This window comes from Candidatus Micropelagos thuwalensis (assembly GCF_000469155.1).
GTDB classification, from domain to species: domain Bacteria; phylum Pseudomonadota; class Alphaproteobacteria; order RS24; family RS24; genus Micropelagius; species Micropelagius thuwalensis.
The window spans coordinates 36960-51663 of sequence record NZ_AWXE01000005.1 but is presented as its reverse complement, the minus strand read 5'-3'; the positions used below and the strand labels follow the sequence as shown (position 1 = coordinate 51663).

Annotated in this window: 14 protein-coding genes; 10 read left to right on the top strand and 4 right to left on the bottom strand. The window is 46.4% G+C overall.

Annotation, left to right across the window (positions count from 1 at the left end; genetic code table 11):
* Positions 1 to 1131 (bottom strand): 3-dehydroquinate synthase, encoded by a 1131-nt coding sequence (gene aroB, locus RS24_RS09115; RefSeq protein ID WP_021777917.1) that lies wholly within the window; start codon positions 1129 to 1131, stop codon positions 1 to 3.
* Positions 1132 to 1716 carry a shikimate kinase gene (locus RS24_RS09110; protein ID WP_021777916.1) on the bottom strand — a complete coding sequence of 195 codons (585 nt, stop codon included), beginning with the start codon at positions 1714 to 1716 and terminating at the stop codon, positions 1132 to 1134.
* Between the two features lie 177 nt (positions 1717 to 1893).
* Here RS24_RS09110 and RS24_RS10115 point away from each other — a divergent pair, with 177 nt between their 5' ends.
* From RS24_RS10115 to RS24_RS09095, 4 genes are all read left to right on the top strand, one after another.
* Positions 1894 to 2025: a hypothetical protein gene (locus RS24_RS10115; protein WP_021777915.1), complete on the top strand. Its 132-nt coding sequence runs from the start codon at positions 1894 to 1896 to the stop codon at positions 2023 to 2025.
* A gap of 25 nt (positions 2026 to 2050) precedes the next feature.
* A complete protein-coding gene (locus RS24_RS09105; RefSeq protein WP_021777914.1) occupies positions 2051 to 4057 on the top strand; it encodes a hypothetical protein in 2007 nt (668 codons plus the stop codon).
* A 1-nt stretch (position 4058) separates the two neighbouring features.
* Positions 4059 to 5030, top strand: coding sequence for a site-specific tyrosine recombinase XerD (locus RS24_RS09100; protein WP_021777913.1), 972 nt, complete (start codon positions 4059 to 4061; stop codon positions 5028 to 5030).
* 131 nt (positions 5031 to 5161) lie between these two features.
* Positions 5162 to 6121, top strand: coding sequence for an acetyl-CoA carboxylase carboxyltransferase subunit alpha (locus tag RS24_RS09095; protein WP_021777912.1), 960 nt, complete (start codon positions 5162 to 5164; stop codon positions 6119 to 6121).
* A 28-nt stretch (positions 6122 to 6149) separates the two neighbouring features.
* Here the strand turns inward: RS24_RS09095 and secA are convergent, their stop codons facing one another.
* Entirely contained in the window at positions 6150 to 8816 is a 2667-nt protein-coding gene (gene secA / locus RS24_RS09090; protein ID WP_021777911.1) for a preprotein translocase subunit SecA, read from the bottom strand.
* 250 nt (positions 8817 to 9066) lie between these two features.
* Between secA and RS24_RS09085 the strand changes: the two genes are divergently transcribed.
* From RS24_RS09085 to RS24_RS09075, 3 genes are read left to right on the top strand one after another with little or no spacing between them, the layout of a single operon-like run.
* A complete protein-coding gene (locus tag RS24_RS09085) occupies positions 9067 to 9981 on the top strand; it encodes a peptidylprolyl isomerase (RefSeq protein ID WP_021777910.1) in 915 nt (304 codons plus the stop codon).
* Between the two features lies 1 nt (position 9982).
* On the top strand, positions 9983 to 11257 hold the full coding sequence (argJ, locus tag RS24_RS09080) for a bifunctional glutamate N-acetyltransferase/amino-acid acetyltransferase ArgJ (RefSeq protein WP_021777909.1): 1275 nt from the start codon (positions 9983 to 9985) through the stop codon (positions 11255 to 11257).
* Positions 11220 to 11651 carry a (deoxy)nucleoside triphosphate pyrophosphohydrolase gene (locus tag RS24_RS09075; protein WP_021777908.1) on the top strand — a complete coding sequence of 144 codons (432 nt, stop codon included), beginning with the start codon at positions 11220 to 11222 and terminating at the stop codon, positions 11649 to 11651. The genes argJ and RS24_RS09075 overlap by 38 nt, the downstream gene beginning before the upstream one ends.
* Here RS24_RS09075 and RS24_RS09070 read toward each other — a convergent pair.
* Positions 11648 to 12520: a methyltransferase domain-containing protein gene (locus RS24_RS09070; RefSeq protein WP_021777907.1), complete on the bottom strand. Its 873-nt coding sequence runs from the start codon at positions 12518 to 12520 to the stop codon at positions 11648 to 11650. The two genes, RS24_RS09075 and RS24_RS09070, sit on opposite strands and share 4 nt — an antisense overlap.
* 76 nt (positions 12521 to 12596) lie before the next feature.
* Here RS24_RS09070 and RS24_RS09065 point away from each other — a divergent pair, with 76 nt between their 5' ends.
* Genes RS24_RS09065 through RS24_RS09055 form a run of 3 tightly spaced genes read left to right on the top strand, consistent with a single transcriptional unit; the run spans position 12597 to position 14675 of the window.
* Positions 12597 to 13385, top strand: a complete 789-nt coding sequence (locus RS24_RS09065; protein WP_021777906.1) for a ComF family protein — start codon at positions 12597 to 12599, stop codon at positions 13383 to 13385.
* 26 nt (positions 13386 to 13411) lie between these two features.
* Entirely contained in the window at positions 13412 to 14236 is an 825-nt protein-coding gene (locus RS24_RS09060) for a carbon-nitrogen hydrolase family protein (protein WP_021777905.1), read from the top strand.
* A 13-nt stretch (positions 14237 to 14249) separates the two neighbouring features.
* The gene (locus tag RS24_RS09055; protein ID WP_038301019.1) at positions 14250 to 14675 is read left to right on the top strand and encodes a DUF1178 family protein; all 426 of its coding nucleotides are present in this window, start codon (positions 14250 to 14252) and stop codon (positions 14673 to 14675) included.
* Positions 14676 to 14704 lie beyond the last annotated feature (29 nt).

Here is a 14704-nt window from a genome sequence, read left to right as displayed (position 1 = left end):
TTATCCCTGATTTTGTAAAAACGTTGTTATCTGTTTGGCTGATACATCATTGGTAATAAATGCCTTGCCAATCGCTTTCATAAGAATAAACGTCATTACCCCCTGACTGACTTTCTTGTCCTGAGCCATGGCATTAACGAGGTTAGTTGCTTCAAAAGGGCCACCCTTTACATCTGTTTGTGAGATAGGGAGGCCTGCTGAGGCGAGATGATTTACCAATGCTTGTGCGTCCGTTTCAGGACATAGACCCAAATCTACAGATAGGCGTGCCGCTTGAGCCATGCCGAGGCCGACAGCTTCGCCATGCAATAAATTGTCTGAATAGCCTGTCAGATTTTCATAAGCATGTGCGAATGTGTGTCCCAGATTGAGTAAAGCACGCGCGCCATGTTCTTTTTCATCCTGAGCAACAATATCAGCTTTGGTTTGACAGCTTTTTGCAATGGCGTAACTCAAAGCTTGGCTGTCTCGGCTTTTGAGCGCGTCGAGATTACTTTCAAGCCAATCGAAGAAAGGCCGGTCACAAATGGCAGCGTATTTAACAATCTCTGCATAGCCTGCTCTGAATTCCCTATCCGGCAATGTTTGGAGAACATCAAGGTCAGCTATGACCAGTGACGGTTGGTGAAAAGCACCAACCAGATTTTTCCCCTGGGGCACATTAATTCCGGTTTTGCCACCTACTGAACTGTCAACTTGTGCAAGTAATGTCGTGGGAATTTGAGTAAACCGTACGCCGCGACGCAAAGTTGACGCGGCAAAGCCAGTTAAATCACCAATCACACCGCCACCAAGAGCAATCACCATATCCTGTCGCTCGACTTTATTGTCCAGCAACCAGTCGAAAAGTGTTTCCAGCCCTGTAAAGCTTTTGCTGGCCTCACCGGGTGGCATAATTTTTGTGACATGCGAAATGCCTGCGCTGTCCAGCGTTTGAGTCAAACTTTCAAGATGTGCCTGAGCAACGTTTTCGTCAGTTACAATGGCGACGAAAGGGCGTTTCAATAATGGCGACAGGAATGGTGCACAAGACCGCAATAATCCCGCACCGATATGGATATCGTAACTTATGTTGGGGCTTCCTGAACCAGGAAGGTTCACATTCACTTTTTTAAAACCGGTTTCACTCATTTATGTTTCATCCGACCTGTTAAGAATACCCTGATTTGCGAGTATTTCAGATATGACTTTGACCGTCTGTGGACGCTCTCCATCATCACTCTCAACCATTATATCTGCTTCGGCATAAACCGGGTAACGCTCTTCCATTAATCGGTAGATGGTTTGTTCGATATTGCCTTTTGCCAATAGGGGGCGTTTTTCAGGTCTTTTGCTGACCCGTCTGATAAGCGTTTCGCGGTTGACCTTGAGCCAGATTGAGAAGCCGGACTCCAAAATAATCTCGCGAGTTGGGGTATATGCAAAAGCGCCCCCTCCTGCGGCGATGATAGCGGGTTGTCCCTCAAGCAATCGTTTAATAACCCGCTTTTCCCCGTCTCGGAAATATGCTTCGCCATGTAGTTTAAAGATTTCCGGAATGGTCATTTTGGCAGCTTTTTCAATCTCGGTATCCGAGTCGATAAAACGCGCGCCAATATGTGCGGCAAGCATTTTTCCAATGCTGGATTTGCCAGCACCCATCATACCGATGAGAATAACTGGTTTTTCAAGTTTTCCGTCGGGTTTGGGTATTTTGTCCTCTTTCTTTCGGGTCATATAACCTTATCTAGCTTTGCTGAATTTTCCCGTCCACTTAAATATTATCATAAAAGCTGCTCTATTCTTATGTGCCATGCTCATGCCTTAATTGGCGGGCATCATTGCGCTGATTGTGGTGATATGAAAATTGAATTAGTCTGAAACCATATATTCGGTTTTTTAAAGGAAAATAAAATGCGCATTGCTATTGGTGCTGTTGTTCTGCTTGTTACTCTGATCGGTATTACTGTTTATATGGCACAGGCCATTCAGCCGGAAATTGAAACAACGGTTGAAATCATTCCTTCTGAAAAATTAAACAAGTAATCCCCTTGGTGTTAATGGATATAAAATGATGCCTTTAAGGTCAGCTTTTGTTTTTTCATCTGTGTTTACGCTGGTCGTTGTTATTTTGACAACTCTCAGTATTACAACTGTCGATGCGAAGGAAATCGCGCGGCGTGCACCGTTGAATATTATTCCTAAACCGATCGAGGTTGTTGCGGCGACTGATCGCAAGGCGCGCATGAACAATATATCTGAAACTGTACTCCCAAAGCTGGCCCCCGGGGGACTAAGTATTAAGCGTCCGATAAGAAATGTGGCAGCTTTGCCAGGTGGCAAGGGATTGGTGCAAGTTGGCACACTTAGCGTGCTTGAGGAAACAGATATTGGCTTGCGCTCGGCAATGGCCTCTGATTTATGGCTCCCCAGTCGAATGTCAGAAGTTTCACGCCACTTTAGCAGAATGCCAGTGCAACTCGGGTTACCATCCGCGTATATCTTGGCGCAGGATTTGCTCCTCAATCGCGCTTCTCCACCTCCGGGCGTGAGCGATGGTGCAAGTTTTTTTGCCATGCGCCTCAATAATCTATTGCGCTTTGGCGACGCAGAGTCAGTTCTTGAACTAGTTGCTCTAACCGGCGCGGATAACCGTGATGCAGATGTGATTATTTCTGCAACGGAAGCGCGGCTGGCGCAAAATAATATACCTGCGGCATGTGACGGTTTAAAAAGTTTTAACAGGTTGAGCCTCAATGCAGAGCAAGCGCGTTATGCGTTAAAATTGCGAGGCTATTGTCAACTTATCGATAATAATTTACCAGCAGCGTCCTTAACGCTTGACCTTGCCTATGAAACAGGCGTGAAAGACACAATCTTCTCTGACATCATGTTTGCGGCGACGGCTTCAATTGATTATGAACGCCAAGGAGTGGCTTTGAGTAACCCAGTTTCTTCCCTGAGCGGTGCCTTAATGCTTCATGCTAGGGCCGAGATTTATAACGATGATATTCCCTTTTTGCCCTTAGCGATGACAGAACAATTTTTGAAAGCGGATTATCTGACACCGGATTTAAAATTACGCATGGCTGAGTTCAAGTTGAACCGCGTTTTCGCAAATGAAGATGTTTACAGAAGCCTTGTGAATAGTATCACCGACAATAACGCATCTCAGCTTTTGGACGGGCCTTCTTATGATGTGTCTGAGCGTGATACCTCTGAAGATAACGAAACAGTTGTGCAGGATTATTTGACACGTGCCCAGACGCTTAAAAACTTAAATCAGCTATCTCCAGAAAATGACCCATATGAAACTCTTTACACGCTTTTGGATATGAGCGCTAATATGACCGTTTGGCCCGGTATTGTGAAGTCGGTTTCCCCTGCACTGACAGCAAGTCGTCCAGATGTAAATAACATTATTTATGCTGACAAAATTATTCCGGCTTTACTGTGGTTAGATGAAATTGCTGCTGCTCAGGTTTGGCAAACCGCGCTGGTTGAACGCCATAGCGGTTTTCCGACGGCCTTAACAAGGCGCATGCAGGGGCTTATCCGTGTTGCACGGAGCTATGATGCACGAGAGGATAATCTTGAGAAACCGCAAACCGCTTCATTAATTTCCGATACGTCAGTTACCGATGCGTCAGAAATTGATGACATTTCGGCTGAAAGATCCGCAATACGCGATTTGCCGCCAACAGAAACAATGCTTCTTGGGGCTGTGCTTGAAACCGGTACAGATGCTGAAAAAGCCTATGCGCTCAGTGAAATCGCTCTTTTACCTGTTTTAAGTTACGACGTGCCGCTATTTTTGACGGAGTCACTCCCGTCCATTGATGATGTAAGGCTTCGGCAAATGCTCGACCTGATGCAGGAAGCCCTAGAAAATGACCGCCAAGGCGAGGTAATTTTGCACGGTCTTGCTGCAATCAGCCATCAGTCGCAAACAGAATTTAATATGCTGGCAATGCAACAAATTTTGCTGGGGTTAAACGAGATTGGTTTGCATGACCATGCGCGCAGAATTGCGCTCGAAGTTTTAATCTTGCAGGCTGTCACGCTACCGCAAAGCTAAGATGACATCAGAAAAACCCAAACCTAAAGATATGCCCTATCTGGATTTGTTTCTGGAAATGCAAAGCGCCGAACTTGGTGCGTCGAAAAACACGCTCTCAGCTTATCGACGAGACATATTGGATTTTCAAACCTATCTAATTGGTATTGGATCCTCTGCAGAAACCGCCGATGAGAACGCTTTGAGTGCGTATCTGACCTATTTAAGAACTGCCGAAAAACCCACAGGTGAGCCGATGTGGAAAGACGCATCCCGCGCACGTAAATTCTCGTCACTTGTGGGGTATTATCGTTTTTTGGTTTCTGAAAATTTGCGCCCGGATAATCCGATGCAATCGCTGAAACGACCTAAGACAATTCGTCCTATGCCAAAAATATTGTCTGAGGAAGATACAGGACATTTGCTTGAGGCCACTCAGCGTCTGCCAGAAAAAACCCCCTCTGATATTTATGCAAAATGTCGAACAATCTGCTTACTTGAAATTCTTTATGCGACTGGCATGCGTGTAAGTGAGATGATTTCGTTAAAGCGTTCGCAAGTTCGGGAGATGCAACGCTTTATTGCTATTTCGGGCAAGGGCGGCAAAGAGCGTTTGGTGCCGTTGAATGACCCTGCTATAGAAGCTTTAACGCAATGGATGCGGCAACGCGATGCGGACGTTACAGACCGTCATTCTCCTTTTTTATTCCCTTCTAGAGGCAAGGTGGGGCATTTAACGCGCCAACGGTTTGCCCAAATTCTGGACGATCTTGCTGAGAAGGCTGGACTGGATAAAGCTAAAATCTCGCCTCATGTGTTGCGCCACGCCTTTGCGACACATTTATTGTCTCATGGCGCTGATTTACGCGCTGTTCAAAAAATGCTCGGTCATTCTGATATTTCGACGACCCAGATTTATACGCATGTCTTACAAGAGCGTGCTCAGCGGCTTGTGCGCGAGAAGCACCCACTGGTAAATAAAAAAATTGATTGAGGTTTTTAGTTCAGCTGAGCAGAGTTCTTAGAAGCACGACGTGATGAGGGTAAAAAATATTCCGCAAGCGTCGAATTTGATATATTAATTTGTGTCACGATTTGTCATAAGACGATTATCCGGAGATAAAAATGCAAGTTTACCTGGAATTTGAAAAGCCAATCGCTGAAATGGAAGGCAAGATTGCTGAATTGCGCGCCATTTCCAAAGATGATCCGGAGGTCAATATTCTTAATGAGGTGACCCGGCTTGAGGAGAAAGTGGCTTCCCAGTTGGAGAAAACATATAAGAGCCTCGACCCATGGCAGAAGACGCTTGTTGCCCGTCATCCGGCGCGTCCGCATTTTGTAGATTATATCGACCATCTTGTTGAAGATTTCACCCCTTTATCCGGTGATCGCCTTTATTCTGATGATCAGGCGATTATTGCCGGGCTTGGGCGTTGGCAGGGCCGACGCGTAGCAATTATGGGGCATGAAAAAGGGGCAAATACTCAGGCAAGATTAAAGCATAATTTCGGTATGGCACGACCTGAAGGCTATCGTAAAGCCATCAGGGTTATGGAATTGGCAGAACGTTTTAACATTCCAGTCGTAACCCTTGTTGATACATCCGGTGCTTATCCGGGAATTGGTGCTGAAGAACGCGGTCAGTCCGAAGCCATTGCTCGATGTACTGAAAAATGCCTCCAAATCGGGGTACCTTTTGTTTCTGTTATTGTTGGTGAAGGCGGGTCGGGCGGTGCACTCGCGCTGGCAACAGCTAACCGTATTTTAATGCTGGAACATTCGATTTATTCCGTTGCATCGCCTGAGGCTTGTGCTTCTATTTTGTGGCGGTCCCGTGAAAAAGCCAAGGAAGCTGCTGAAGCACTGAAAGTCACAGCTGATAGCCTCAATGATTTAGGCGTTATTGACCGTATTCTGAAAGAGCCGGTTGGTGGGGCGCATCGTGAGCGCGATCTTATTATTAATCAGGTCGGCGATGCCGTGATTGAGGAACTTGATGACTTGTCACAGTTATCTTCAGACGAGTTACGTCGCGATAGACGTCAGAAATTCCTGGATATGGGACGCCAAGGTTTAGCCTAAAAGCCGCACCATCGTATCATCATTTAATCTAGTAGGCGCGCCCATGGCAGTGTTTATACTTCTTGCCTGATCCACATGGGCAAGGAGCGTTTCTGGGTATTTTGCCTCCGAAGGCTTGTGTCTCGGTAGAATTTTCAGATTGCTTCTGTTCTTGGCTTTGTTTTGGCCCGCCACTGCTTTCGAAGGTTTCTTTTGGGGGGTCAACGGGTTCAGGCATAACATCTACCGTCATTACAAGACGGGTGACATCCTGCCTGAGGTTATCCAGCATGTTAGAAAATAATGTGAACCCTTCCAGCTTATATTCGGAAAGCGGGTCTCTTTGTCCGTATCCGCGCAATCCGACAACCTGACGAAGATGCTCCAAAGTTAAAAGGTGGTCGCGCCAATGCTGGTCGAGAATTTGCAACATCAGGCTTTTTTCAACCTGCCGCATAATCTCCGGTCCGATATTAGCGGCGCGTGCCGCAGACATTTTATCTGTCTCCTCAATCAGTCTTGAGTGGATTTCTTCCTCAGCAATGCCCTCTTCATTCGCCCATTCCTGAACGGGAAGATCTTTATTGAAGGTTAGATTGATTTGATTGGACAGTCCTTCAATATCCCACTGTTCGGGATAGGCGCGTGGAGGGATATGTGCCGCAATCATGTCATCAATGACGCTGTGTCGCATTTCCTCAATCGTGTCGCTTAAATTCTCACTATTCATAAATTCGAGTCTTTGTTCAAAAACGACCTTTCTCTGGTCATTCATGACATCGTCAAATTTGAGAATATTTTTTCGAATATCGAAATTACGGGCTTCAACTTTTTTCTGTGCGCGTTCGAGTGCTTTGTTGATCCAAGGATGAACTATTGCTTCACCTTCTTGCAGGCCGAGGCGTTGTAACATGCCGTCCATTCTGTCGGTTCCGAAAATCCTCATCAAATCATCTTCGAGACTTAGGAAGAAATGTGACCGCCCTGGATCTCCCTGACGCCCTGACCGTCCTCTGAGCTGATTATCAATGCGTCGGCTTTCATGTCTCTCCGTGCCAACCACGCACAAACCACCTGCCGCAAGGGCTTCTTGTTTGGCTGTTTCGACTTCTTGAGTGATTTTGGCGGTTAATGCCTGCGCTTTATCTTCGGCAAGGTCAGTGTCTATTTCGGTCGCGAGCCGCATATCTAAATTACCGCCGAGTTGAATATCTGTTCCGCGACCAGCCATATTGGTGGCAATGGTCACTGCGCCCGGAACTCCCGCTTGAGCGATAATCTGAGCTTCTTGTTCGTGATAACGGGCATTGAGAACATTATGCGGAATTTTCTTTTTCTTCAGCATATCTGCGAGTGCCTCAGATTTCTCAATGCTGGTAGTGCCGACGAGAACGGGTTGTTTCCGTCCACGGCAATCTTCGATTAAATCAATCACAGCATTCATTTTTTCTTCAAGGGTACGATAGATTTCATCGTCATGGTCTTCACGCGCAACTGGCGTGTTTGTTGGTATTTCGAGCACATCCAGCCCGTAAATATCCATAAATTCATCAGCTTCGGTTGAGGCCGTGCCTGTCATGCCGGAAAGTTTGTCATAAAGCCGGAAATAATTTTGAAAAGTAATAGAAGCGAGCGTTTGGTTTTCTGGCTGAATAAAGGTGTTTTCTTTTGCTTCAAGCGCCTGATGCAAGCCATCAGAAAAGCGGCGTCCTTCCATCATTCTGCCAGTAAATTCGTCAATTAGAATGACCTGATTGTTTCTAACAATATATTCAGTGTCCCGGGCGAATAATTTATGAGCACGAAGAGCATTGGTGACATGATGAACAAGGGTAACATTGCCAATATCGTAGATTGAAGATTGTTCATCCATCAGACCTTTTTCATGGAGCCAGACTTCAACCTTGTCATTGCCTTCATCAGTAAGAGAAATCGTGCGGGTTTTTTCGTCAATTTCGTAATCCTCGTCACGAAGATCCGGGATGAGTTTGTCAACTGCCGTGTAAAGCTCGGTCTTATCCTCTACGGGGCCGGATATAATCAGCGGCGTCCTTGCTTCGTCAATCAGAATAGAGTCAACCTCATCGACAATCGCATAGGCATGATCACGCTGCACCATCTGGCTGGGAGACAGCTTCATATTATCTCTTAGATAATCAAAACCGAATTCATTATTGGTGCCATATGTTATGTCGGCTTGATAGGCGGCAAGGCGCGCGTCATCGTCAATATCATTAATAATACAACCGACGGTTAATCCTAACGCAGCGTGTACCTGACCCATCCATTTTGAGTCTCTGAGGGCAAGATAATCGTTAACAGTGACAACATGCACGCCCCGACCGGTAATGGCATTGAGATAACAGGGTAAGGTTGCGACAAGGGTCTTACCTTCACCGGTTTTCATTTCTGCTATTTTGCCGTCATGGAGAGCCATGCCACCAATGAGTTGGACATCAAAATGCCGCTGCCCAAGTGTCCGACGTGCCGCCTCGCGAACGGTGGCAAATGCAGGTTCAAGAAGATCATCAAGGTTTTGACCTTCTGCATATTGCTGTTTGAAAAAATCTGTTTTCGCTCTTAACTGCTCATCCGTGAGTTGTTCAAACTCCGGTTCTAGCGCGTTAATGCGTTCTAACCGCTTCGCATAGGGTTTTAATTTGCGTTCATTCAAATTCCCGAAGAAATTTCTGGTAATGAAATCCAGTCCGAGCATGTTTCCTCCGCGGGTCGGTCAAAAGAGAAAAACTCAGTCTGTTACTAGTTCTTCACTTGATTACTGCTACTGCACGAGCACTGCACATCTGTCATGTAAGCATCGCGCTCGTCAGTGTCAATTGTAGGTATTACCTGATTGACGTTTTTATTCAATAATCGTGATTTCCTCACATCAAACGATATTTCCCTCTTGAAGCTTTCTGCCATAACATGCACAAAACAATTATGGTCAAGCTGGAGGATTTGTTTTGCGACTTTTTATTTTGATATTTACGGGTTTTATAGCGCCTATTTTGCTTGTCGCATTGCTTGTAACTAGTCCTCTGGATTTTGGCGGGGGGAAGAGGTTTTCTCCGAGCCAAAATGACAGTAATGTCGAGATTGTTGCCAGTATTGACGGTATCAATATCACGCGTGATGAGATTGACCGCGCTGCCGAGGATAATTTTGAAACCTTGATACAAGTTCCAGAAGCTCAGCAGGCGTTTTTTCTCTCAAGCCTGGTTGCAATTCAGAAAATTGCCGCACGAAATGCCATATCAGAAGGCTTAGCAAATAGTGATGTGGTTCAGCAAAGGTTGGCCTACCAAAAAGAGAAAATTCTTCAAGATATCTGGGTCGCAGAGCAGATTCATGCGCGTGTAACTGAAAACGATATTCGCGCTTACTTCGATACCTATGTAGCGCCTGAACTTGCAAAACAAAACGAAAATGTAGAAGAAGTTCAGGCACGCCATATTTTAGTTGCGACAGAAGGTGAAGCTGAAACCGTGATTAAGCGACTTGAAAAGGGCGAGGGTTTTGCCGCGCTGGCAGGTGAGTTGTCTTTAGGCCCTAGCGCCAGTCGGGGGGGGGATTTGGGTTATTTTCTTGCAGAAGAAATGGTGCAAGCTTTCAGTGATGCCGCCTTTGCTTTACAGCCCGGGGAACTTTCTGCCCCCGTAGAAACCGAATTCGGATGGCATGTTATTCGTCTAGAAGACAGACGGGTTGTACCGCCGCCAAGTTTTGAAGATTTGAGTGAACAAATTCGTGCGTTTCTGGAACAGCAAGAACGCAATCTGTTTTTTGATGAATTGCTTACATCATATGATTTTCAAGTCTATGGTGAGGAAACTTCTATGTTGCCAGAATTTGATGATGATGTGCCGTTAAAAGATTAATATGCCCAAACAGACACCCAAAACCTCAAAAAAACCAATGCCAAAAAAATCACCTTTGGCACCTAAGTCATTTCCAAAAATGCCTCCTATTGACGGGCTGTGGCTTGGTGCTGGCGAAAGCGGGACAAAATATAAAGATCGTCCCGATGTGATGCTGGTTGCGGTGGAGAAGAAATCTGTTATTGCCGGTGCGCTTACAAAATCATCCATGCCGTCTGCGGCGGTAGAATGGTGTCGAACTCTTTTACCGAAAGGCGTGGTTCGGGGGGTGGTAGTAAATGCCGGTAATGCAAATGCTTTTACCGGAAAGACAGGCGATAAGGCTAATTACCAATTGGCTGCAGGCGCTGCAAAAGCGCTGAATGTTTTACCTGAGGAGGTGTTTGTTGCTTCGACGGGTGTGATTGGTGAGGATTTGAAAACCCCAGCTTTGCTCAAAACCATTGCAAATCTTGCAGATGGTGGTCTTTCCCCAACAGCATGGCAAAATTGTGCCCGGGCTATAATGACAACGGATACATTCCCGAAAGGCGTGACCCGCACTACCAAAATAGGTTCTGTTGAGGTCAATCTTAATGGCATCGCCAAAGGGTCAGGCATGATTGCGCCAGATATGGCAACGATGTTGGCGTTCTTTTTCACGGATGCGGATTTGCCACCATCCGTCTTAAGGCAACTTGTAAACGATAATCTCCCGTCAAGCTTTAATGCCATCACGGTGGATAGTGACACCTCAACCTCCGACACGGTCTTGCTGATTGCGACTGGTGCGCGCAAGCTTTCCGGTAAGCCGATAAGGTCCATCAAAGACCCGCGTCTCAAAGGGTTTAATCAATCGCTTAAAGAAGCGATGCAGGAATTGGCTCAGCAGATTGTGCGTGATGGTGAGGGCGCGACTAAATTCATCACAGTCAATGTCAGCGGAGCCGCAGATGATGCTTCAGCCAGACTCATCGCGTTGGCTATTGCCAACTCGCCGCTGGTTAAAACCGCAATAGCTGGCGAAGACCCGAATTGGGGGCGTGTTGTTATGGCTGTCGGCAAGTCTGGTGAACCAGCGAACCGGGACAGATTAAAAGTTAAAATCGGTGATTTTAATATTGCTAAAAACGGGCGCGTGATAGCCAATTATGATGAACGTCCTGTTGCTAAATATATGAAAGGGCGTGAAATTGTTATTTCTGTCGATGTAGGCATTGGTAAGGGGAGTTCCAGAGTTTGGACATCAGATTTGACTCATGAATACATTTCTATCAATGCCGATTACCGAAGCTGATATAAAACTTGTTGTGGCCTGCGCGCTGGTCGATATTGACGGACGGGTGCTGGTCGTAAAACGCCCACCCGGTAAGCCTATGGCTGGGTTGTGGGAGTTTCCCGGCGGCAAAGTTGAAAAGGGAGAGCGCCCGGAGCAAGCACTCATCAGGGAACTCAAAGAAGAAATCTCGATTGATGTTACCGCTAATTGCCTCGCGCCTCTGACCTTTGCCAGCCATTCTTATGACGATTTTCATTTGCTCATGCCGCTTTATGTTTGCCGAAAATGGGACGGGCAAATTGTGCTTAATGAGGCAACCGACTCGAAATGGTTAAAGCCATACGAGATGAGAAACCTCGATATGCCCGAAGCAGATGTGCCGCTTATCGCTATGCTACGCGATATGGTTTAGAGTTTTTTCTCATCCGTGTTTAAGGCATCTGCCAGCCGCGCCTTGGCACTGCCGGGTTTTAGGGGTTTTTGCTGGCTTTCATGCGGTGCCCACCCCGATAAGCTATGCAAATCAAAGCGGGCTGTTACTTTGCCATCAGCCTCCGCAAATAAATCGTGATAAATTTCCATGGCACGAAAAAAAGTTTCGCGTCGCATGAATTTTTTATGTCGAGCCTTTAGTGTGTTGGTTTCGCCCATAAGCCGGAGGTCATGAAGCAGTTTCAACGGATTTTGATATCTGATTTTAAGTCTTTCTGTATCCGCAACAGGGAGCGCGAAACCCGCACGCTGGAGTAATCCTGCAAGGTCGGAGAGTTCAGCGAAGGGGTGGATATGCGGCTTGATACCATTTTCACATTCTGCTTCGGCTTGCGAAAAAGATTGGCGTAATTCCTTGAGGCTTTCACCGCCCACCATTACAGTCAAAAAAAGCCCATTTGGCTTTAGGGCGCGCCGATAATTAGCCAGACTGCCAGGGAGGTCATTCACGACATGAAGGCCGCCAATGGAAATAATCAGGTCAAAAGATTCCGGTTCAATCGCCATGTTTTCTTCATCAAGAAATATATCGAAAGAGTTTTGGGTCGGCCCGCCAATGACACGGTTTTGGGTTTTCTTCATAAGTGTCGGCATGTGTTCGGCAATGGCGGGATCAGGGAGTGTCAGCAGGCACTTATCAAAATTATAGGCCACATCCTGCAAAGAGGTATCGATGGACTCAGCCATATGGCGCCAAAGAAAATCTTCCCTTTTTGGGTTTTGCAGAAGCCTTTCGCGTCTGTTGAGATAGAGCTGTCGGTCAAAAATTTCTGGAACTGAGTTTTTCATTGCGGCACACTCATCATGCAGTCAGTATGACAAATGCATGTTTGAACTGTAAATCTTTTAAAAGAATAAAAATAAAATGATAGTCACTTCCAAAGTTATGCCTTTTGCACGAAATTTTAACCATTCAGCTTTGTCTCACTGTGAGCATGTGGTGGACTTTCTGTTACCACACCGATGTTCGGTCTTTATGGCTGAACTCGCAACAGCTCAGGCTTTATGCCCGACATGTTGGAAGGATTTGCATTTTTTCAAAAGCCCGATATGCGCCCGAACAGGTGTCCCGCTCCCCTTTGACTTGGGGCCTCAAAGCGTATCGCTTTCTGCGATGAGATTTCCACCCGCTTATGACCGTGCGCGCAGTGCGCTCATTTATAATGGCACAGCGCGTCAGCTTATCCATGGGTTCAAATTCCATAATCGACCTGAAATTGCTGCGCTCCTCGCTCCGTGGCTGCAGGCTTCTGGGCAAGATCTACTGCATGATGCTGATTATCTCATCCCTGTGCCCTTACATTTGTTTCGTCTTGTTAGTCGTCGTTATAATCAATCGGCTGAACTGGCGCGCAGGCTCTCACAGTTAAGTGGTGTGCCGATGAAAGTCGAATGGCTAAGACGGGTCAAAAAGACCTCGCAACAGGTGGGCATGACCCGCGATATGCGGCAAAAGAATCTCAAGGGTGCTTTTGAAGTGATACCCAATAAGGTCGCTGCACTGGAGGGTAAAAAAGTTGTTCTTATCGATGATGTCATTACCACCGGATCGACGATGACGGCCTGTGCTAAAACGCTGCGAAAGGTCGGGGTTGCACGTATTGATGTGCTGAGCGTGGCGCGGGTTGTCATGCATGAGTCTGTCGCGGTATAATCACAACTTAGTTTCAGGAAACCAAAATGAGTGAATTTCGTGTAGCGTGTATTCAGACATGCACGGGGACGACCCCCGAAGATAATCTTATCGGGTTGACATCGCTCATCTCGGAAGCGGCTCGAGAGGGTGCTGAGTTTATTCTTACGCCGGAAACTTGCAATTTCATGCCGCAAAATAAACAGGCGCGTTGTGCCACCATGTTACCCGAGAGTGAGGATAAGGTGGTTAAATCTCTTGCCGCACTGGCGGCAGAACTGAAGATTACCTTGCTTGCAGGGTCGGTAATTTTGGCTGGAGATGGCGATAAAGCAGTAAATCGGTCGATTTGTTTCAATTCTCTTGGAGAGGTGGTGGCACGTTATGACAAAATTCATCTTTTTGATGTTTCACTGGATAATGGTGAACGCCACAGCGAGTCGGCGCATTATGAAGCAGGTCAGCAGGCCATAATTGCCGATTTGACTTTTGGCAAACTGGGAATGACGGTTTGCTATGATGTAAGATTTCCGGCTCTCTATCATGTGCTGGCATCGCATGGCGCAGATTTTATTTCTGTGCCCGCGGCTTTTACCAAAATGACAGGTGAAGCGCATTGGCATGTTTTACTGCGCGCACGTGCGATAGAAACTGGCTGTTTTATTTTTGCACCTGCCCAAGTGGGCATCCACGAAAATGGCCGAAAAACCTATGGTCATAGTGTGATTGTTAGCCCTTGGGGGCGCATTCTCGCAGATGCAGGACTTGAAACACAAACCATTTATGCTGATATTAATACCGAGCAGGTACAAATGGCGCGGCGTCAAATACCTGCACTTGAACATGGTCGGCATTTTGAGCCACCAGCTTAACCATGACAGGGCAATGATTAAATACGCTTTAATATGTGACAATGACCATGAATTTGAGTCATGGTTCAAAAACAGTCAGGCTTTTGATGACCAATTGGCTTCAGGTGATTTGTCGTGCCCTCATTGTGCATCTACTCAAGTTTCAAAATCCATCATGGCGCCTAATCTGGGTAAAAAGTCCAACACACCTAACGCGCTTACTGAGACTGGTAAATCTGCAGAAATCATGCAGATGATGAGCCAGATGCGTGAACATGTTGAAAATAATTTTGACTATGTGGGTGATAAATTTGCCAGCGAAGCCCGTGCCATGCATTATGGTGACTCAGAAGAAAGAGATATTTACGGCGAGTCAACTTTGCAGGATGTGAAAGAGCTTGTCGAAGAGGGTATACCCGTTGCGCCTATTCCAGGGGTTCCGGATAAGTTAAAAAACTAATCGTTGCGTTTGTTCCGTTTCGTTTTCAT